General features: G+C 67.3%; 17 protein-coding genes. 7 read left to right on the top strand and 10 right to left on the bottom strand.

Annotation, left to right across the window (positions count from 1 at the left end):
* Positions 1-9: 9 nt before the first annotated feature.
* The 3 genes from OO68_RS43050 to OO68_RS11175 form a co-directional block, all read right to left on the bottom strand.
* Positions 10-708, bottom strand: a complete 699-nt coding sequence (locus OO68_RS43050) for a KpnI family restriction enzyme N-terminal domain-containing protein (RefSeq protein WP_051814587.1) — start codon at positions 706-708, stop codon at positions 10-12.
* Between the two features lie 724 nt (positions 709-1,432).
* The gene (locus tag OO68_RS11180; protein WP_033308126.1) at positions 1,433-2,773 is read right to left on the bottom strand and encodes a DNA cytosine methyltransferase; all 1,341 of its coding nucleotides are present in this window, start codon (positions 2,771-2,773) and stop codon (positions 1,433-1,435) included.
* Positions 2,774-3,002: 229 nt separating this feature from the next.
* Positions 3,003-3,692: a KpnI family restriction enzyme N-terminal domain-containing protein gene (locus OO68_RS11175; protein ID WP_033308125.1), complete on the bottom strand. Its 690-nt coding sequence runs from the start codon at positions 3,690-3,692 to the stop codon at positions 3,003-3,005.
* Between the two features lie 118 nt (positions 3,693-3,810).
* On the opposite strand from OO68_RS11175, the gene OO68_RS11170 reads away from it, so the two are divergent.
* From OO68_RS11170 to OO68_RS11160, 3 genes are read left to right on the top strand one after another with little or no spacing between them, the layout of a single operon-like run.
* Entirely contained in the window at positions 3,811-5,220 is a 1,410-nt protein-coding gene (locus OO68_RS11170; protein ID WP_033308124.1) for a hypothetical protein, read from the top strand.
* On the top strand, positions 5,220-7,064 hold the full coding sequence (locus OO68_RS11165) for a DEAD/DEAH box helicase (RefSeq protein WP_033308123.1): 1,845 nt from the start codon (positions 5,220-5,222) through the stop codon (positions 7,062-7,064). The genes OO68_RS11170 and OO68_RS11165 overlap by 1 nt, the downstream gene beginning before the upstream one ends.
* Entirely contained in the window at positions 7,048-7,899 is an 852-nt protein-coding gene (locus OO68_RS11160; protein ID WP_078625251.1) for a protein NO VEIN domain-containing protein, read from the top strand. Before OO68_RS11165 ends, OO68_RS11160 begins: the two co-directional genes overlap by 17 nt.
* Here OO68_RS11160 and OO68_RS11155 read toward each other — a convergent pair.
* The 4 genes from OO68_RS11155 to OO68_RS11145 all read right to left on the bottom strand — a co-directional run bounded on the left by OO68_RS11155 (position 7,896) and on the right by OO68_RS11145 (position 13,523).
* Positions 7,896-9,899: a GmrSD restriction endonuclease domain-containing protein gene (locus OO68_RS11155; protein ID WP_033308121.1), complete on the bottom strand. Its 2,004-nt coding sequence runs from the start codon at positions 9,897-9,899 to the stop codon at positions 7,896-7,898. The genes OO68_RS11160 and OO68_RS11155 overlap by 4 nt on opposite strands.
* A 209-nt stretch (positions 9,900-10,108) precedes the next feature.
* A complete protein-coding gene (locus tag OO68_RS43900) occupies positions 10,109-10,507 on the bottom strand; it encodes a very short patch repair endonuclease (protein WP_245236947.1) in 399 nt (132 codons plus the stop codon).
* Positions 10,508-10,906: 399 nt separating this feature from the next.
* Positions 10,907-11,923 carry an SEC-C domain-containing protein gene (locus tag OO68_RS11150; RefSeq protein ID WP_033308120.1) on the bottom strand — a complete coding sequence of 339 codons (1,017 nt, stop codon included), beginning with the start codon at positions 11,921-11,923 and terminating at the stop codon, positions 10,907-10,909.
* Positions 11,924-12,047: 124 nt separating this feature from the next.
* Entirely contained in the window at positions 12,048-13,523 is a 1,476-nt protein-coding gene (locus tag OO68_RS11145; protein ID WP_033308119.1) for a glycoside hydrolase, read from the bottom strand.
* 221 nt (positions 13,524-13,744) lie between these two features.
* On the opposite strand from OO68_RS11145, the gene OO68_RS11140 reads away from it, so the two are divergent.
* The 3 genes from OO68_RS11140 (at position 13,745) to OO68_RS11130 (ending at position 15,879) form a co-directional block, all read left to right on the top strand.
* On the top strand, positions 13,745-14,056 hold the full coding sequence (locus OO68_RS11140) for a DUF6412 domain-containing protein (RefSeq protein ID WP_033308118.1): 312 nt from the start codon (positions 13,745-13,747) through the stop codon (positions 14,054-14,056).
* Positions 14,057-14,167: 111 nt separating this feature from the next.
* Complete coding sequence (locus OO68_RS11135; RefSeq protein ID WP_033308117.1) at positions 14,168-14,878, top strand: YidC/Oxa1 family membrane protein insertase; 711 nt, start codon at positions 14,168-14,170, stop codon at positions 14,876-14,878.
* A gap of 143 nt (positions 14,879-15,021) precedes the next feature.
* Entirely contained in the window at positions 15,022-15,879 is an 858-nt protein-coding gene (locus OO68_RS11130; RefSeq protein ID WP_033308116.1) for a fumarylacetoacetate hydrolase family protein, read from the top strand.
* Positions 15,880-15,977: 98 nt separating this feature from the next.
* Here OO68_RS11130 and OO68_RS11125 read toward each other — a convergent pair whose 3' ends face one another.
* The 3 genes from OO68_RS11125 to OO68_RS11115 all read right to left on the bottom strand — a co-directional run bounded on the left by OO68_RS11125 (position 15,978) and on the right by OO68_RS11115 (position 18,530).
* Positions 15,978-16,844 carry an LLM class F420-dependent oxidoreductase gene (locus tag OO68_RS11125; RefSeq protein WP_033308115.1) on the bottom strand — a complete coding sequence of 289 codons (867 nt, stop codon included), beginning with the start codon at positions 16,842-16,844 and terminating at the stop codon, positions 15,978-15,980.
* Between the two features lie 100 nt (positions 16,845-16,944).
* On the bottom strand, positions 16,945-17,466 hold the full coding sequence (locus OO68_RS11120; protein ID WP_033308114.1) for a heme-degrading domain-containing protein: 522 nt from the start codon (positions 17,464-17,466) through the stop codon (positions 16,945-16,947).
* The gene (locus OO68_RS11115) at positions 17,463-18,530 is read right to left on the bottom strand and encodes a Gfo/Idh/MocA family oxidoreductase (RefSeq protein ID WP_033308113.1); all 1,068 of its coding nucleotides are present in this window, start codon (positions 18,528-18,530) and stop codon (positions 17,463-17,465) included. The genes OO68_RS11120 and OO68_RS11115 overlap by 4 nt, the downstream gene beginning before the upstream one ends.
* Before the next feature lie 95 nt (positions 18,531-18,625).
* Between OO68_RS11115 and OO68_RS11110 the strand changes: the two genes are divergently transcribed.
* Positions 18,626-19,786 carry an ROK family transcriptional regulator gene (locus OO68_RS11110; protein WP_033308112.1) on the top strand — a complete coding sequence of 387 codons (1,161 nt, stop codon included), beginning with the start codon at positions 18,626-18,628 and terminating at the stop codon, positions 19,784-19,786.
* Positions 19,787-19,827 lie beyond the last annotated feature (41 nt).

Genomic DNA, 19,827 nt, shown 5'->3' with positions numbered 1-19,827 from the left:
GGGCCCACATCAGTCGTCCTCGATCAGTGCCCCCGCAAGCTTCAGCATGACGTCCACTCGGTCCTCTCGCCCGAGCCGTAGCCATTCACCAAAGACTAGGTCAACCTCGTCTCGCTCTGGCCGGCCTGATTGCATTAGCCGGTACAACCGGCGCTTCTCTTCGCGGCTGCTAAGCCTGGACGCCCGTGTCAGGACGTCCTGCGGGGTGGTTGGTGCCGCAGTGCCGCCGCGGATTCCCGCATAGCACCGTTGGCACTCCACGCGGAGGTTAGACAGGTCAGTGTCCACGGGCGGGGTCGGATCGATGAGGTGGACGCTGAGCACTGCTGTCTGGTCTTCGTCCGGGTAGAGCTCGGCGGCCCGCATGCCGCACGTCTGGCATGCGAAGTCGGCCCCTACCAGGGCTTCCCGCCGACGAGCGGCAGAGATCCGTGGCCGAGGGCTTTCCCTCGGCTGTTCTCCGAGGTCGATGCGGGTGCCGATCTGCGTCAGCCGATATTCGTCAGGCTGCAGACGCGGGTCGGTCTTGTAGTTGTCGATCTTCCAGCCCAGCTCCCGCAGGTCCCGCATGCGCCGGTCTGCCTGAGCCACACCGGGAACGCCCTCGAAAAGCTGGAGCTTTGTGAAGACCTTGCCCTCACCCACAGCCGCCAGAAATTCGGCGACCTTCACCTTCGATGACCGCCGCACGGGGCGCTCGTCCGCCATCGCAACCCTCCTGTCTGGCTTGCCTGTTCGACTGCCCGTTCACTCGTAGCGGTGACGGCGTCAACTAGTGTACCGTCGGCCTCACCGGACAACGGGCCGACGGCGTTCGGCGACGTCCGGCAGAATCCTTACTGCGGAGGTGGGAGGTCAGTGGGCGTGAGTAGGAGGGTGGGGTGTGAGGTGAGCCATTTGTGCTGATGGCATGCGCCACCTCCTGCACGGAGAGGTGTCCTTCCCCTTCGCGGGACGCGCATTGTGCCTTCCAGCTGGAGGCATGACAGGCGGCCTCCGCGCGGCGGGGCGATCCCCGCAGTATGGCCCTCGGGCTAGAAGGGAGACCGGTCTTGAAGCTGGCTACCTGGCTTGGAGATCGGTGGAAGGACCGAGTGCGACCGCACGTTTCGTCCGCACGGGTCTCGGCGGCATGCGAAGCATTCCTCGTGATCGCGTGGATCTACGAGCAGGGCATGCGGTCCTGACGCGCGCGGGCCCCAGCTGAGTGATCAGCCAGGGCCCACACCACCGAAGCCAGGGGCCTCGCCCTCGTATCCCGCGGCTGCATCCGCGGAAGGGCGGGGCCTCTGGTCGCCTCTAGCCCCAAGCAGGTCAGGCACGCAGTGAGACAGTACCAATTGCGCTGCCCATCTGTGGAGGGCGATGGGGCGCCGGTTGGTGCGGCTGCAGATCAGAAGATGAATTCTGCGAGGCCGAAGCGCCGACAACGTCAGCTGATCTTTGTGCGGTGCTGGGTGAACAAGTCATGGCGTTGATGGTCGTCCTGGCCTACGAACGCTTTGAACTGCCCCAAGCTGTAAGCGAGTTCGCCGGACTTGCGTTCCGTTTTCTGCAATTCGAAGTCGTGGCCCAAGTGGTTGAGGCGTCGCTCTACTTCGGGTTGCTCCATGGTCACGCCGTTTTTGGCGAGCTTCGCAATGATCTGCTCGGCGGTAAGAGGCCGAGTCTGCTGCCGCAGAAGCTTGTACACAGGGTCGTGGATGGTGCTGGAAGTCTCCACGAGAGGGAGTGGTTCGCCGTTCTTCAGGAGCGCATCCCTAATGGCTTCACCGAGCGCCTTTGCGACAGGCGGAGGGAAGGCATTGCCGATCTGTCGGTACACCGAAGTTTTAAGGCCCAAAAATTCCCAGTCGGAGAATTCCTCGTGCCAGCCCTGAAGTCTAGCAACCATTTTGGTTGTTAGTTTTGGACCTGTAGCACCCTTGGTGGGCTTGAAGTCTGCCGTGGGCGCGTGGTTGGCCACACCCATGGCATCGACCCCCAGTTCGGCCCAGGCTCTCTTTGCCCGGGTCGGGCCGAGGTCGGCCCCGCCGTGTTTCTTCGAACCGCCAACGATGGTCGGGGCGATCTTGTTAGCTTTTACCGCCCAGGCCTCAACTGCCTCGTCGCTCCAACCGTTCTCGCCCATGAGGTCAACGAGGACTTCGCCCACAGTAGGAGCTTCTCCAGGGCGCCCCTGCGGCCACTGGAAGTATTTCGCGTATTCAGGGAGAAGTGCAACGAGAACGAAACGAGGCCGCAGTTGCGGAACGCCGTAGTCCGAGGCGTTGAGTAGCTTCCAGAATGCGATATAGCCAAAGTCATGCAGCTTATCGAGAACGGCCTGCCTGTACCCGGAGAATCGATTCGCGCTAAGTCCGCGTACGTTCTCCAGGAGTAGAGCTTTGGGCCTCATCCGGCCGCACAGTTCGATAGCCCATGCGAAGAGATCGCGCTCGTCGCTTGACCCCAGTTGCTTTCCCGCGATGCTGAAGGGAGGGCAGGGCACGCCGCCTGCCAGTAGGGCGATTTCGCCCTCCTTGAAGGCATCCGGGTCCCATACGGCAGGATCCGCAACGTCGCCGACCTTCACCAAGTCATCTGGTACCTCAACGCCGTCCTCCTTGAGCAAGCGACGGAGGTTTTGCTCCAGCGTGTGAGCCGCATGTACGTCCAACTCAACGGCGAGCCGATGGGTAAACCCGGCACGATGGAGTCCGAAGGACTGCCCGCCGGCGCCAGCGCAGATCTCGACGACTTCGAGTCTCTGCTTGCGCTCCGCCGCCGACATCGCGATCTCCTTCCAAGTGCGCCGGCCGAAGCCGGCACAAGGGCACCGTATTACTCGGCCCCGCAGACGTAACAAGTTTCCAACTCGATGTGGACCAGCACCCTAGCCGCATGTTGTCGGCGAAGGGGGTGGTCGGCACGCAGAGCTGCACAGGCCAGTGAAGTCTACGGCTACTCGGGACCTCTCTGGACGAGGGCCATACTTGGCGGCGCTGGCGCCGCAAGGTGCGTCAGCCTTGGATGGCCGACCGCAGCTCATCCCGGGCGTCGGCCGGCAATCGTCGGTAAGTGTTCCAAGCCCGCTCCAGCGGTGTAGTTCCGCGACGCCCCCGTTCCATCCACCGGAGCAGGCGACGCTGCTCCCCGGCGTCGAGTCGCTTGACCTCAGCCAACGCGTCATCCGCGCGTGCAGTGCTCCCATCCGAACCTGAGCGGCACCGCTTGCACTCCGTTGTCAGTAGCGTTTCCTCCCTGCCGTCGGGCAGTACCGTCTGGCGCCGGACAACGGATAGCACTGCGGTCTGATTTGAGTCGTCGTAGTAGGACTCTCCCCCAGAGATGCCGCAGATGGTGCACATGTAGTGATCCCGGGCCATGACAGCCTGCCGCTCCCTGTTGGAGACGGCCTTCTGCGGTGTTGCCGCGCGCCGCGCCGCAGGGTCCCAGACAGGGACTCCGGTCTTCACGAAGCGCTGGTCCTCAGCGGTGAGGGTCGCGTCCTCGGTGGTGGTGAGCATGACCCAGCCGAAGCTGCGAAGATCGCGCATGCGCCGGTCCGCCTGAGCGATGCCGGGGAACGCTTCGCGGATCTGCTCCTTGTTGAAGGTGTTCCCCTCGCCGACCACCTGGACGAGCCAGAGCGCCCCGCGGACCATAGTTCCTGCCTTCAGGTCAGGGTCGTTCCAAGCGGGCAGTGTCACTTCGTGCTCCGTCCTCCGTTGATCGAGACGTTGATTGTGGATTATCGGCACGCCTCCTGTCAGCGAAGCCTGCGATGATGCTGAGGCACGCTACGTCTGTTCCGGGGAGGCTCTGGCTATGGCTGTGAAGTTCGGCGTTCCACCCGAGGGTGAGAAGATTCGCTCGCTGGTGGACGAGCGACTGAAACAAGCCATGGCCGAGGACGGTCCGAAGGTGACCGTGGAGTGGCGCGGTGAGCAGAAGCACCTGCATGTGATCTCTATGCCGGTCGACATGCTCTACTTCAACCCCGACACCCACCGCATTCGGGCACAGCGCACCCTGGAACCTGAGCGCAACCGGGTGCTGGAGGAAGAGCCGTGGAGTGAGGCCGGGCAAACGTATCTGCATGACCTGCTGCGTTGCCGGCCGTCAAATCCCAACCAGACGGACCCTGACTACCTAGCGTTGCAGGATGAGCTGGACGACATGGGTCAGCGAGAGCCAGGGATCATCAGCCCAGACGGCATCCTGGTCGATGGGAACACCCGCTGTGCCGCGCTGAAGGATCTGGGCATCAGGGACATCCGGGTGGGGGTGCTCCCGGCGGATACGTCCCGACGCGATATCAACAACGTTGAGCTCGCTCTTCAGCTGCGCCGCGACAAGCGCCGCGAGTACTCGTACATCAACCGACTGATCGCGATCGAAGAAGAGCTTTCGGACGGCCGTCGCGAGGAAGACGTGGCTCGCGACTTCAACATCAAGAGGACCACACTTCAGCAGGACCGCTGGGTCTACCAGTTGATCAAAGATGCGATCGAACGAAGCCACACCGATAGCGGTGCCCTGCTGCGGCTAGTGGACTTCGAGGACCATCAGGAGAAGCTCCGCGAACTTCACCGCGACTACACCAAGCTCGCCACGACTGATCCCGACGCCGCCGAGCAGCTCAAAGAATCGCGTCTGGCCATGGTCGTACTCAACTACGCGAAGACAACCGTGCGCCTCGCAGAGTCTGACTTCCACAGCCGCTACCTCGACGAGCGCCTGCCTGACGAACTAAGGCCTGGGGTCCAGGAGTCCGCCTCCGTGTCAATTCCTGGACTTGAAGGTGTAGCGATCCCGGATGCCACCGCAGCGGTAAAGACCACCCGTGCCCTCACGGATGCCCTGCTCCAGGCGAAGGCGACCGCGCAGGCTGGTGACAAGCTCGGTGCTGCGGCGGTGAGGCAGGCCGATGCACTCATCAAGTCGGCGCGTAAGACCTTCGATGTCGCCGTGAAGATGGCTGGCGCGAACGCCGAACTGCAGAAGCGCCAGGTCGCTGTCCCGGCCCGCCTCACCGATGCTGCCGACTACGTCAATCAATGTGCTGCGGAGTTCGCCGAAGCAAGGGCAAAGCGCGCACTCGACGAGGACGCCTTTGACGATGCGTTGCTCACCTTGAAGGCCAGTCTTGCCCGCCTTGCGAAGCAGGCAGGCCGTACTTTCTCCTCCCCTGGCGACGGCGTCGCCTGGCTGCTCGACGCCACGCGGGAGAGCTGATGCCGGAAGAGTCTTCCGCGGCCAGCCTGGAGATCGGCTTCGGAGATGGCGTGACGCGTGCCCGGCTTCGAGCTGGCGCAGACTTTGAGGGAGAGCTGCGGCGCCTCGCTCTTCGTTTCCAGAGCAGTGTGCAGCGCTCCCCAGGGACCATGGAGATCGAGATTGACGACCTCCTGACAAACCTGGTTGCCCTTGCTACTTGGCCCGAACCTAGGAGCGTTGTCTGGGATCCGCAGCTAGCGGCACTGGCCAGAGACTCCGCTGCCGACGCCCAGACCGTCGCCAGACGCCTAGACCGGGCAGGTGTTTCAGACGGAGAGGTTCGTCCTGAGGAAGTCGACGGATTGCTCGGCCCCGGCTGGACCGCGGATCTTACCGGGTTCCAACGGCGAGACATTGCGAAACTGCTGTCCCTACGTCACGGGGCCAACTTTTCTGTGCCCGGCGCTGGGAAGACTCGTGTAGGCCTCGGGGTTTTCCAGGCTCTCCGGCGTAGCAACGGCCTTGAGCGGCTTCTTATCGTTGGGCCCAAATCCTGCTACGAGTCGTGGAAGTACGAGAATCATCAGTGCCTGGCTGAGCCCCTGAGCATGGACGTGTTCTCCAAGGTTGCCGATCCGGCGGCGGACGCGCTCATCGTGAACTACGAGCGGCTTCGTCAGGACGGGGTCGTCAACGAGCTCGGCCAATGGCTGGCTGCGCGGCCGTCGATGCTGCTGCTCGATGAAGCTCATCGAATGAAGCGTGGAGCCGACGGAACGGACGGCGCCGCCTGCCTGGCTCTCGGGCCCCGCAGCAGACACCGGTTGATCCTTACCGGGACGCCGGCTCCGAATGGTGTCAAGGATTTGGAGAATCTCTTCGGTTTCGTGTGGCCTGGCCACGGACGCCAGAAGGTGATCCAGGCCGTGGCCGGTGGAGATCTCGCTAAGGCGAGCCAAGTTCTGCGCCCTCTTTTTACTCGCACCACCAAGGCCGAGCTAGGGCTGCCGCCGGTGTCTACGTATATGACACCCGTACCGATGCCGCCCCTCCATCAGGAGGTGTACGAGGCACTCGTGGGGCGGTTCTCCGCCCGTGCCGCTGGTTCGGAGAGTGAGTTCCTCGCTCTCGGCAAGGTGATCGTCTACATGCTGATGGCAGCGACTAGCCCGGCGCTTCTCGCTGTGGGTACGACACGTCATGAGCCGCTGTCGTATCAGGTACCTCCGCTCTCTGTTCCCGAGGGCACACCGCTCTTCGAGCTGATGCGTGACCTTCCGAGTTACGAGATGTCTCCGAAGTACCGTGAGGTCCTCGCGATCGTCGGCCGGAATGCGGCTCAGGGACGTAAGACGCTCGTTTGGTCGACCTTCGTGCGGAGCCTCAACACGCTGGAACGCATGCTCAGCGAGTTTTCGCCCGCTCTGGTCTGTGGCGCGATGCCTGACGCCGATAGGGAAAAGGCGATCAAGCGGTTCCGGCATGACCCTGACTGCATGGTCCTCTTGTCCAACCCAGGAACCCTCGGTGAGGGCATCAGTCTGCACCATCACTGCCACGACGCCGTGTACGTGGATCGTGACTTCGCGGCTGGCCGCTTCTTGCAGAGCCTTGACCGCATCCACCGCCTGGGTCTCACTCCAGAGACGGAAACTCGGGTCACGGTGCTCGCATCGGAGGGCACAATTGACGAGATCGTCGATCAACGGCTCGGTGACAAGCTGAAGTTCATGGGCGGGATTCTCGATGATCCGGCGGTCCATCAATTGGCCGATCTTGAGGAGGAGCCGGCAGTCGGGGGTGGCCTGGACCACAGGGATCTTCAGGCGCTGATGGGTCATCTCCGTGCCCGTGCCGCCTGATCCGGTCTTGCGTGCAGCGGTCCGCTGGCTCGAGAAGCTTCCAGCCAGCGGAGCCGCCCGCTCCCGCGCTCTTTTCACTACGCACAGCGATTACAGCGACATCACGCCAACACAGTACGACGCCGCGTACGCCTGGATCAAAGACACCGGACTCCTGGGCGAGACAAGCAGTAGCATCCCACTGCATTGCAGAATTTTCGACGCTGCGATGGAACATAGCGGAGTGCCCTGGCTCCGAGATGCCGACGTGCTCATCCGCAGGCCTGACGAACTCCCCGAAGACGCCTTGCGTGCGGCAGAGACGCTGGGGCTGACTCATGAAGTGGCCTACGCGCAGGTAAGTTCCATCTGGGGAAAGGTGGATACCGAGGAGCGCTCCCGGATCGGCTCGGCTGGTGAACTCGCGCTACTTGAGTTGCTGTCTGAATCAGCAGACGGTCGGGTGGAGCATGTCGCGGCGTGGTCTGACGGCTACGGTTATGACATTTTCGTGGATGCCCATCAGCGCTCCGCCCACCTGGAAGTGAAAACGACGCTGCGTGTAGGCCGGCTTACGGTGTACATCTCGCGCAACGAATACGAGACCATGTTGCGTGACCCGAACTGGGAACTCGTGACGGTCCGGCTCACGGCTGATCTGGAGGTCACGGCCGTAGCAGCGGTGCCGAAGCACTGGATAGCGGACCATGTTCCCTCGGACCGCACTTCCCGGGGGCGCTGGCAGTCGTGCAGACTCGACATACCCCCTGATGTACCTGTGCCAGGCATCCCAAGCATTGTGCCGATGCTGACTGAAGCCGCGCCTGCGGTGCTCAGGGGGGTGTCTGCTTCCTAGGACGCTTTCCGCATCCCAGCGTCGGAGAGCAGGAACTCCTTTGGCTCCGCAGCCCAATGGTCGTCGCTAGGCTCAGGGCACTCCGTCAATGGTTGAGATGCTTCGAAGGCATCCTTGACCGCGGTCCGCCACTGATCGAGTGAACCCAGGACAACGAACGGGCCGAGGCCGAAGGTCACACCGTTCTCGTCGTCAACGCGCAGCGGTGCGGTTTCGTCACCGACCGGCACGTCGCTGGCGAGGCCGGTCGCTGCCGCGTCGAGTGCTGACTCCAGGTCCGAGGGGTCGATCCAGCCGATCCACTTCTGTCCGGCGGCTACCGCTTGTGCGACCAGCACGCTCCGGCCGGCTCCGCTGTACCCCGCGAGCACGAGTGAGTTCGCTGTTCCGCCCTTGGTTGCCACCGCGTCCTTGGTCAGGAATTCAGGCCGGAATTGGTTGAGGAGGGCTGTGATCCGTTCGGCTAGCAGTGCTCTCCGGGCAGCCAAGAAGCCCCGGTACCCCTCGGGGCCATGGACCGCAGGGTCGCCTGGGATCGCATGTGCGGCCCGGTCGCTGAGGCTGACGCTCTGCAGGTAGGCGGCCGGGCTACGACCGTCAATGATGTTCTTCGCCGTCTGCTCAGAGACAAAAACGATGTTGGCGAGTTCGTTGATCTCCGCCGACGAGTACTTGGCGCTGTGGTTGCGGAGCTTTGTGGCCGGATGTACAAGGCTGTACTGAGGCTTACCAGACCTGTCGACACCCCCTGAGATGGGTCCGCCATCCCACCAGTCAGTGGCACCAGCGTGGGCTGCTGCGAGATAACAGAACAGCAGGTAAGGGCTCTGGTGGTTTCGTCCGGCCAGATCTTCAGAGGTAATCGAAATTCCGTTTGCGCGTATCCCAAGGTTGTTGAGCAGCGCTGCGACAGGATTTTGATCGTCCAGCGCTCTGATGTCCTGCGTGAGCGCCGTATCTGAAGCACCTCCGTATCGGTTGCGCGCTGTAGCGGCCAGAAACCAGTAGAGGAGTCCGTTCTCCACGTCCGAGGAAATTGCTGCGCCTTCTTCATGCCGCCCGTAGTGAAGAATCAGGGGGTGGAGCGCGGCAAGCGATGGAACTAGAGCCGTAGTTGGGATTAGGAGCCGGTCTTCAAGTAGAGGTACGACACGCGCAATTCCTCGACGAACCGTTCCCCATCCTGCTTCGACCGTTTCTTGGCTAGCAGCGGTTAGCTTGGCAACAGAGGCTAGACGTTTGCCAGTGGTCGACAAACTCAAGGTCAGCGCCTTGATGAGGAAGTTGACATCAAGGGCCCCGTACCCGCGCTCGGACCAGCGGGCGGATTCGGCTTCTAGCTGCCCCAAGAAGCCAGGTGTACGCGCGGATAGCGTTGCGAGCGCGAGGTCTGTGGTCTTGAGGGCCCGGCCGCCGCTGTTCACGCGGACGAAGATGTCGGCGACTTCCTCGTATTCGAAGTCATGCAGGACTTCCATGTGGAAGTCACGCTGGGTGATCTTCTGAAGCGCGCTCAACCGCCGCCCGATTTCAGGATCCGGGATAGCTAGCCCGGCATCCTTCAGTTCCCCGTGGATCGCGAAGACATCGGCGTCAGGTCCAACAACGTCGTAAACCTTAATCCACTTCCTGTTGCGCCGTGTGGCGGCACTTTGGTTCTGAAAGGCCTCAGTTTCGATATTGAAGACCACTTGGGCGTCTGGGTGGTCGGTGAGGACGCGGAAGAGTGAGGTGAGCCTCTGCTGGCCATCCAAGAGGTAGAGAGGAAGAACCCTCGGCAGGGCCTGAGGCACGCCAATCGCTGCTCCCCGGGTTTCGGCGAGTTGGCCGGTCTTCCAGAAGAGCAAGGAGCCAGCCGGATATCCGCGATATAGCGACTCGATGAGTCTGGCGACCTGCGATGCTTTCCATACGTATCCGCGCTGGATCTCCGGGAGCATGATCTCCCCTGCCGCGATCTGCGTGATCAGCGTCCGGACGTCGCGGTTCGTGCGCTCCACCGCCACCCTGCCCCCCAGTGTTCTGCACGGTCGTGGTGATGTGCCCACGCCGCTAGGCATCAACGCGAGCACAGCCAGACAGCCTGCCCTCAAGAAGGCGCCCATACCGCTGTAATCGCTGGAAACAGCGTAGGGGAGCGATGCGGTCGTGTGGCCCGGAGCTCTTGTATCAGTGAAGTGGGATCCGCTGCGGGGGCCATCTCCTCACATCAACGTGGAGCCCTGGACTGCCGTGCCTTGCGGTCCGCTACCGCCTTGCAGACTGCGAGCGAGCATTCTTCTGCCGGCTCGTGCTCCCAGAATCGGAGAACGAGCCACCCTGCCTCCCTGAGTCGCTGGTCAGTGTCACGATCACGTGCCACGTTGCGCAGAACTTTCTCTGACCAGTAGCCAGGGTTCGTCCTTGGAGGGATGTAGTGCTCAGGACATCCGTGCCAGTAGCAGCCATCGATGAAGACGGCCACCTTGGCTGGACGGAACACCATGTCTGCTGTTCGCCGAAGATCCGGCAAGGGGCGGGCGGCAACGCGGAAGCGCAGGCCTTGGGCATGAACCAGCCGTCGGATCAGCTTCTCGGGCTTTGTGTCGCGGCTGCGGATCGCCTGCATATTGCGGCGGCGGGCTGCGGATGAAGCCCAGGAACCAGCCGGCGCTTCCCACGTAGGATCTTCGGACACACGGCAGAGGGTAGTCCGACCATGGGACGAGTTCACATCACTGTTGAGACCGCCCGCTTCCTGGCCAGTCTCGTGCCTCCGCGCCCCGCCTCAAGGGCGCTCCCACTCCGCTGCGCTGCGTTCCGCGTCGGCTGCGCCGATGGCCCTGCGGGCCACCCTTGACCCGGGCCGCTCCAGCACGGGAGAGAAGCGAGCGGGCGGCCCGGGGAAGCGGGGGCCAGGGTGGGCGGCGCTCTGGTGCGATGTGCAGGTGCCCGGCGTGACGGGCGCGTCAGCGGTTCCGCGCACGCCGGGTTGGCTCAGCGACGACCCGCAGGGGTACGTGGAGTCTCAGGCGGCGCTGCCGTGGCACTGGCCATACGCCCTGCCCGACCCGCACCAGCAAGCCGCCCCCTGCTGCGGGGGCCACGCCACTGCCCGTCCCCGTGCCGCCAGGGTCGTCGCGTACTGGGGGAGGAGGGTCGTGTCGTCCGGGGACGAGAGCTCCGAAGCTGCGAACGCCTCGTAGGACGGGACCGTGCCGGTGACGATGCCCAGGTTGGGCGTGCCGGAGGCGGACAGTTCGCGTAGGGCCGTCTCTATGGTCGCGAGGTGTTCCTCGTGGGTCGGGTACTCCGTCGTGAGCGCCGGATACGCCTCCAGGAGTTCCGTGAGTTCCGTCGCCGGCCAGTGCAGGACCGCTACCGGGAAGGGGCGGGAGAGGGCCTCCCGGTAGGCGCCCAGCTCTGCTCGGAGGCGGAGGATCTCCGCCTCCAGTTCGGCCGGGTTCTCCGAGCCCAGGGACCAGACCCGCTTGGGGTCGTGGAGTTCGTCCAGGGTGATCGGGAGGGAGTGGACGGTGTCCGCCAGGGCGTCCCACTCGTCGTGGGACCTGCCCAGCATGCGCCGTACGCGGTGGCGGCCGAAGAGGAGGGGGTGGGTGGCGTAGGGGGGCTCCTCGACGTTGCTCAGGAGGTGCTGCACGGCCGCCGTGAACGTGTCGTGGGCCGCTTCCAGCTCGTCGTGGGATTCCAGGGACTCCGCCACGATCACCCAGGGCGCCGGGTCGCTGGGGGACGCCACCCGGACGCCCTCGATGATCGCGCGGGCCTCGGCCTCGTGGCCGTACTCCCAGAGGTTGGAGGCCTTGAGCGCCCGTACCAGGTGGGGGTTCTCCAGGCCGTCGGGGGAGGACAGCAGGCGGTCGTAGAGCGTGGTCGCGGTGGGGCGGTCGCCGGAGAGTTCCAGGTGGGCCGCTGCCCGCAGCAGCAGGGCCTCGGCGTCCTCGGGATACAGGCCGGCGGTCCGCTCCAGGCGTGCCGCCTCGGCGGTGTGGTCGACGTTTTCGGCAGGCGTGTCGGGGCGCATGGGGGACACCGTACTGCCGGGAGGTGACGAGCGTGAGAGATGCGCAGGCCAGACCACCCGGCCTCCGGACTCCCCATGCTCGCCCCCCAGGCTTCACGATTCGCCCCGAACCGCCGCCGCGGACTTACAGCGTCACGCCGTCTATCTGCAGGGTTTGGACTGATTTGGCAGTGAAGGGGACGCTTACCGATTTGCCTGACAGGCGGATGTCCGAGCGGGCCGTGTAGAGGTCGCCGCCGCCCGTCGTGACCGTGTTCCAGCGGGGGACCAGGCCTCCGGAGCCGCCCGTGACCGTCGAGAAGCGGGAGAGGTCGAAGGTGAGGGTCTGGGCTGAGGTGGAGGTGTTCACCGCGACGATCACCAGGCGGCGGGCCGTCGCGTCGTACGCGGCCACCGCGTAGTCCACGCCCGTGCTCACGATCGTCATGCCGGGGCGGATGTGGCGGCTGAACTGGGCCATCACGTAGTGCTTGGTCTGGACGGTGGTCGGCTGGAGGGTGCCGGCGTCGTAGGCGATCATCGCCCAGCCCGACGACGGGTCCATCACCTGCCAGTAGCACCAGGCCGTGGGGTGCAGCCAGCGGAAGTCGAGGCAGAGGTTCGAGGCCATGGTCAGGCCGGTGCCGTCGCTGTCGCCCGTCTCGGAGTTCCACAGCTTCTTGCGGGAGGTGGTCACCACGTCCGTGTAGAGGAGGTCGCGGCGGCCGCCCGAGCCCTGGTAGCCGTGCACGTTGACCTGGGAGACCAGGCCCTTGGTCGTCGCGTTGAAGGACGACCAGGTGGAGCGGGCCGTGTCGTAGTTCGTCTCGTCCGAGGCCGCGATGCGGAGGTTCGTCAGGCCACGCTTGTCCAACTCGCTGCGCATGTACGGGAGGACGGCGGCCTGGACCGCGGGGTCCATGTGGCAGCCCTCCTGGGTGCCGGTCGCGGTCCACCAGGTGGAGGCCGGCTCGTTGAAGGGGTCTACCGTCGCGAAGTTCACGCCCCAGTTGTTCTTCGCGTAGAGGGCCGTCGCCGCCAAGTGGCTCGCGTGCTGGCGGTAGTTCCAGGTCTGGAGGTTGTTGCCGCCGCCCGCCGCGCCCGAGGGGTTGTGGTTGCTGCACATCCACCACATCGGGGAGTTGGCGAAGAGCTCACTGATCGCACCGCGCTGGGTGGCCTTCACCAGCATCGCGCGCTGGTTGGCGTCCGCCGTCCACTTCCACGCCGAGGAGGTGGGGTCCTCGTTGCTCCAGTCCTGCCAGAAGCCCTCGATCTGCTTGAAGGCGGGGATGTTGGGCGACTTCACCATCGTCTCGCCGCCGACGCTGTTCCAGCTGCACGCGCCGAGGTTGTAGCGGGCGATGTTGAGCCCCAGGCCGGGGAGGGAACGGCCGTTGTACGTGACGGACTTGGTGGTGAAGAACAGGTCGGCGAAGTCGTCCCGGGCGCCGAAGACGTTGGCCCACCAGGCGAGGGAGGTGCCCCAGCCCTCCCAGGTGCCGTACGTCGTCGACGGGTTGACGGCGATCGTGGCGTCCGCGTGCGCGGTGCCCGTCGCCAGGGCGCTGCCGAGGAACGTACCGCCTGCTGCTGCCAGCAGACTCCTGCGTCGGATCACGGCTCCTCCGTAAGGGAGATGGGGGCAGACGCCGGTCCCCGGCCCGGCGTCACAGGGGTGTCCCCGTGGTTGGTGACGAGAAGCATCGGGTGTGGCGGGTGGGTTGTCGAGAGTTCTGACGAACCTTTCTCAAACCCGTGTACGAAGTCGGGGGCCCGGGCGGGAGAGCCATCCTGTATAACGAACAACAGGGCATACACATGTACGAGGGGAGGCAGCCGATGAACCGGAGCTGGGCGACGCTGCGTCCCGCCCTCGCGCTGCTCTTCCTGCTCGTCGAGGTGGCGCTGCTCGACACCGGCAGCCTCTCCGCCACCGTCGCCCTCGCCGCGACCACCGCGGCCTCCGCCGCCCTCGCGCTCTGCGCCGTCGTCGCCTCCCGCTGCGCGCCCACCGTGCCGCGCACGCGGGTGCGTACGGCCATCCGCGACCGGGACCGGCGTACGGCCTTCCTGCCCCAGCGCGATCCCGATGCCCGGGGGCGCACCCGGCCCCGGGCACCCGGTCACGCCCTCCGGGCGACCGTCGCGTAGGGGCGTAACCACAGCAGGGTGCGGGCCTCACCACACCTGACGTGACCCCGCGCGGGTCGTCATGCCGCCATGACCTGTTCCGGCACGACGAGACCCCCGGAGGGCTCACCCATGTCCGTCTTCGCCAACCTGGTCGAGCACCTCGCCGACCTGCTCCAGCCGCTGTTCGGCGCCTCGGCCGCGGCCGCCGCGATCGTCCTGTTCACCGCGCTCGTACGCCTCCTCGTCCACCCCCTGTCCCGGGCCGCCGCGCGCGGTCAGAAGGCCCGCACCGCGCTCCAGCCGAAGATCGCCGAGCTGCGGAAGAAGCATGGCAAGAACCCCGAGAAGCTCCAGAAGGCCGTGCTGGAGCTGCACGCCGAGGAGAAGGTCTCGCCCCTGGCCGGCTGCCTGCCCGGGATGCTCCAGATCCCCGCGTTCTTCCTGCTCTACCACCTGTTCTCCAGCGACACGATCGGCGGTGAGCCCAACGGCCTGCTCGGCCACCAGCTGCTGGCGGCGCCGCTGGGGGAGCGTTGGGCGGACGCCCTTCAGGGCGGTGTCCTCAGCGGGGCGGGGCTCGTCTACGCCGGGCTGTTCGTGGTCGTGGCCTGCGTCGCCGCGTTCAGCTACCGGACCGGCAAGCGCATGATGGCCGCGAACCCGGCCGCCCAGGCCGCCGGCGGGGAGCAGCTGCCCGGGCTGGGGGCGGTGACGAAGGTGATGCCGTTCATGTCGTTCTTCACGCTGGTCACCGTGGCCGTCGTGCCACTGGCCGCCGCGCTGTACGTCGTGACCAGTACGACGTGGAGTGCCGTCGAGCGGGCCGTGCTGTACAGGTGACCGGGCGGTCGGGGTCCAGTACGTGAACGGGGTATTGCGCAGTGCCCGCCCAGCTTGGAGGATCGACCAGTCCTCCGATGGCTGTCCCGCCGCATCCGGGTCGCGCGCATCGGCCGGGCGCCCGCGATCGAGGGAGACTGATCATGAAGCTGCTGCGAGTCGGTACGGCGGGGGCGGAGCGGCCCGCGCTGCTCGACGCCGAGGGGGCCCTGCGGGACCTGTCGGGCGTCGTCGCGGACATCGACGGCGCGCTGCTCGCCGACGAGGAGGCACTCGGCCGGGTCCGGGCCGCCGCCGACGCCGGTGACCTGCCCGTCCTGGACGCCACCGGGCTGCGGATCGGGCCGCCGCTGGCGCGGATCGGCAAGATCGTCTGCATCGGGCTGAACTACCACGACCACGCGCGCGAGACCGGCGCCGAGCCGCCCGCCGAGCCGGTCCTCTTCATGAAGGCGCCGGACACCGTCGTCGGGCCGAACGACACGGTCCTCGTGCCGCGCCGGTCCCTCAAGACCGACTGGGAGGTCGAACTGGCCGTCGTCATCGGGCGTACGGCCAGGTACCTCGGGTCCACGGAGGAGGCGCTGGCGCACGTCGCCGGATACGCCGTGGCGCACGACGTGTCCGAGCGGGAGTTCCAGATCGAGCGCGGCGGGACCTGGGACAAGGGGAAGAACTGCGAGACGTTCAATCCGCTGGGTCCCTGGCTCGTCACGGCGGACGAGGTACGCGACCCGCAGGACCTGTCCCTGAAGCTCTGGGTCAACGGGGAGCTCAAGCAGGACGGGACGACGGCCGAGCAGATCTTCCCGGTCGGGGAGGTCGTGCGGTACCTCAGCCAGTTCATGACGCTCTACCCGGGCGATGTCATCAACACCGGGACACCGGCGGGGGTGGCCCTGGGCGCGCCCGAGCCGAAGCCGTTCCTGCGGGCCGGGGATGTCGTGGAGCTGGAGATCGAGGGGCTCGGGCGGCAGCGGCAGGAGTTCAAGGACGCGTAGGCGCTCCGCTGGGAGGGGCGGGGGACTGCGGTCCGTTGCCGGCTGCGGGCCGTCCGTGGCCGGTCGCGCAGTTCCCCGCGCCCCTCGGGGCGCTCCCCTCACGCCAGTACGGAAGCCAGGTCGCGCCACGCCTTCCTCGGGAGGGCGTCGCGGGGCTCGCCGGTCAGGATCTGGAGGGCGACGTGGTCCGCGCCCGCCTCGAAGAAGGCGTCGATCTTCGTGCGGATCGCCTGGTCGTCGCCCCAGGCGAACAGGGCGTCGACCAGGCGGTCGCTGCCGCCGTCCACCAGGTCGTCCTCGGTGAAGCCGTGCCGGAGGAAGTTGTTGGTGTAGTTCGGCAGGGGGAGGTAGATCTCCAGGAACTCGCGGGCCAGGGCGCGGGCGCGGACCGGGTCCGTCTCCGGGACGACGCCCAGCTCCGGCGCCAGCAGCGGGGCTTCGCCCAGGATCTCGCGGGCGTGCGCCGTGTGCTCCGGGGTGACCAGGTACGGGATCGAGCCCGCCGCCCGGTCGCGGGCCAGCCGCAGCGACTTCGGGCCCAGGGCGGCCAGGAGCCGGCGCTCCGCCGGAACTCCCGCGGCGTCCAGGCCGTCGAGGTGGCCGACCAGCGCCGAGTAGGGGCGGGCGTACTGCTCCACGCGCTTGGCGTGGCTGACCCCGAGGCCCAGCAGGAATCGCCCGGGGTGGGCCGACTCCAGGTCCGCGAAGGCTGTGGCGGCGGCGTCCGGTTCGTGCTGCCAGATGCTCTGGATGCTGGTGCCGACCGTGAGCGTCGAGGTCGCCTCGATCAGCGGGGCGGCGTTGGCGGCGGAGCTGTTGCCGCCGAGCCAGACGGCGCCGTAGCCGAGTTCCTCCAGTTCGGCGGCGGCCTCGGCGAGTTCGCCGCGCCGGTCCGGGTCCTCCGAGCGCAGGCCCACGCTCCAGATGCCGTACCGGCCGACGGTGTCCTTCAGGGGGGTGGTCATGGGGTTGGGTCCTCCGGTGGGCGCCGTTGTGGATCACGCGTACGCAGGTGCCAACCGGAGGGGGTCCCCGCTCATTCCAGGCTCATCCCGGGAGCGAAGGTCAGCGGTCCAGGAACCGCTCCAGCGCCTCCACCACCAGCCGGTGGTCCTGGAGTTGCGGCAGCCCGGACACCGTCACCGCGCCGATCACGCCCACGCCCTCGACGGTGATCGGGAACGAGCCGCCGTGGGCCGCGTAGGTGTCGGGGTCGAGGCGCGAGGACTCCTCGAAGGTGCTGCCCTTGGCGCGGAAGCGGGCGCCCACCAGGTAGGAGGCGGAGCCGTAGCGCTCGACGACGCGGCGCTTGCGGGCGATCCAGGCGTCGTTGTCCGGGGTGGAGCCCGGCAGGGCCGCATGGAACAGCTGCTGGCCGGCGCGGTGGATGTCGATGGCGACCGGGGCCTGCCGCTCCCGGGCCAGCTCGACGAGGAGCGAGCCGAGCGCCCAGGCGTCGTCGTACGTGAACTGGCGGAACACCAGGTGGCGTTCCTGCTTCTCCAGCTCCTCCAGGCTCGGGGTGAGCTCCGGGTGGAACTTCGGGGTGAGCCCCTGGCTGTGGGAGGGGTTGCTCTTGTGGGTCACAGCGTCACCGTCACCTTCTCGCGGGCCGAACGACGGGCGGCCTCCAGTACGTCCAGGGCGGCGGCCGCCTCCCGTGCGGTCACCGGGTTCGGGGCGCCCTCCAGCAGGGCCTTCGCCACGGCCGCATAGTAAGCCGGGTAGTCGCCCGGGAGGGTGGGTTCGGGGCGGCCGCCGCCGGTCACCGGGGACTCGCCGGAGCCGACGCGGCCCCACAGCGACTCGTCCTCCGTACCCCAGCCGGGGCCGGGGCGCAGGCCGTCCCGGAGCGCCGCCTCCTGGGGGTCGAGGCCGTACTTGACGTAACCGGCGGAGGAGCCCAGGACGCGGAAGCGGGGGCCGAGTTGGGCGGTCGTCGCGGAGACGTAGAGGTGGGAGCGGACGCCGTTGGCGTGGGTGATCGCGATGAAGGTGTCGTCGTCCGTCTCGGCGCCCGGGCGGCGGATGTCCGTCTCCGCGTAGACGGAGGCCGCCGGGCCGAACAGGACCAGGGCCTGGTCGACGACATGGCTGCCGAGGTCGTAGAGCAGACCTCCGATCTCTGTGGGGTCGCCGGACTCCCGCCAGCCGCCCTTCGGCTTCGGACGCCAGCGCTCGAAGCGGGATTCGAACCGCCACACGTCGCCCAGTTCGCCCTCGTTCAGCAGCTTGCGCAGGGTGAGGAAGTCGTTGTCCCAGCGGCGGTTCTGGAAGACGGAGAGGAGCAGCTCGCGCTCCTCGGCCAGGGCGGCCAGTTCGCGGGCCTCGGCCGCGGTGCCCGCGACGGGCTTGTCGACGACGACCGGCAGGCCGGCCTTCAGCGCGGTCGTCGCGAGCGGCACGTGCGTCTTGTTCGGGGACGCCACGACGATCAGGTCCAGCTCGGCGGCCCGGGCGAACAGCTCGTCGGGTGTGGCGGCGAGGCGTACGTCCGGGAACCCGGCGCGGGCCTGCTGCTGCCGCTCCGGGTTCGAGGTGACCACCGTGTCGAGGGCGAGGCCCTCCGTGGCGGCGATCAGCGGGGCGTGGAAGACGGAGCCGGCGAGGCCGTAGCCGACGAGGCCGACGCGGAGGGGTGTGCCAGTCATGCCACCCACTTTCGCAACGCTGTTGCCAAAGTGCAAGCGCCGGGGACAATAGGCGTGTGAACAGGGCGGACGACCGTACGGGCGGAGTGGGCGGCATGCGCGGGACGCGAGGGTCGGGGCCGACCGGCCCGGTCGGCCCGGGTGGGCCGGGCGGCGGCGGGGTGAACCTGCTCGCCCTGCGCAGCCACAACGCCGCGCTGGTGCTCGACCTGTTGCGGGCGGCCGGGGACGAGGGCATCAGCCGGCTCGAACTCGCCGAGCGCACCGGGCTCACCCCGCAGGCGGTCAGCAAGATCACGGCCCGGCTGCGGGAGGACGGCCTCGCGGCGGAGGCCGGGCGCCGGGCGTCGACCGGAGGCAAGCCGCGCACGGTACTCCGGCTGGTGCCGGAGGCCGGACACGCGGTCGGGGTCCACCTGGACCGGGACGAGGTGCGGGCCGTGCTCGTGGACCTGCGGGGCACGGTGGTCGGGGAGCGGCGGGCCGCACTGGACCTGGGGGCGGGGGCGGAGGCCGTCCTGGGGGCGGTGCGGGAGGCGGTGGCCGGGGTGCCGGCGGCCGGGCCGGGTGGGGATGGCAACGCATCCCGGCCGGGCCCCGCCCTGCTCGGCGTGGGCGTCGCACTGCCCGGCCCGCTTGATCACGGCCGGGGAGTGCTGCACCGGGTGACCGGGTTTCCCGAGTGGGACGGCTTCCCGTTGCGGGAGGCGCTGGCGGAGCGGCTCGGCGTGCCGGTCGTGGTCGACAAGGACACCAACGCGGCGGCACTGGGCCTGGCCGCCGGGGGCCAGGGCGGCTCCTTCGCGTACCTGCACCTCGGCACGGGACTGGGGGCAGGGCTGGTGATCGGCGGCAGGGTGCACCGGGGCGCGCGGACCGGAGCCGGGGAGTTCGGCCACCAGGTGATCCAGCTCGACGGCCCGCCCTGCACCTGCGGGAACCGGGGCTGTGTCGAAGCCCTGTGCCTCGGTGCGGTGGAGCGCGGTGATCTGCGGGAGGCGGCACGGGTCCTGGGGGCGGGAGCGGCGAACCTCGTCGGGCTGCTCGACATCGACGTCGTCCTGCTCGGCGGCCGGACGGTGGCGGCGGCCCCCGAGACCTTCACGGACGGGGTCGGCGCGGTGCTGGAGGCCTGGGCCCGGCGCACGGGCCAGGACGCCGTACCGGTGCGCGTCGCGGCCGGTGGCGGCGGGGCCGTGGCCGGGGGCGCGGCCGAGCTGGTGCTGGGACCGGTGTTCGGACGCGGGGGCGGCTGAAGGACGGGGAGCGGAGCGGAGCTGGTGCCGGGGCCGTTATC

This window comes from Streptomyces iakyrus (assembly GCF_000717055.1).
Lineage (GTDB): Bacteria > Actinomycetota > Actinomycetes > Streptomycetales > Streptomycetaceae > Streptomyces > Streptomyces iakyrus.
Note: the sequence above shows the minus strand (reverse complement) of the source record. Positions and strands in the feature narration are given on the sequence as shown.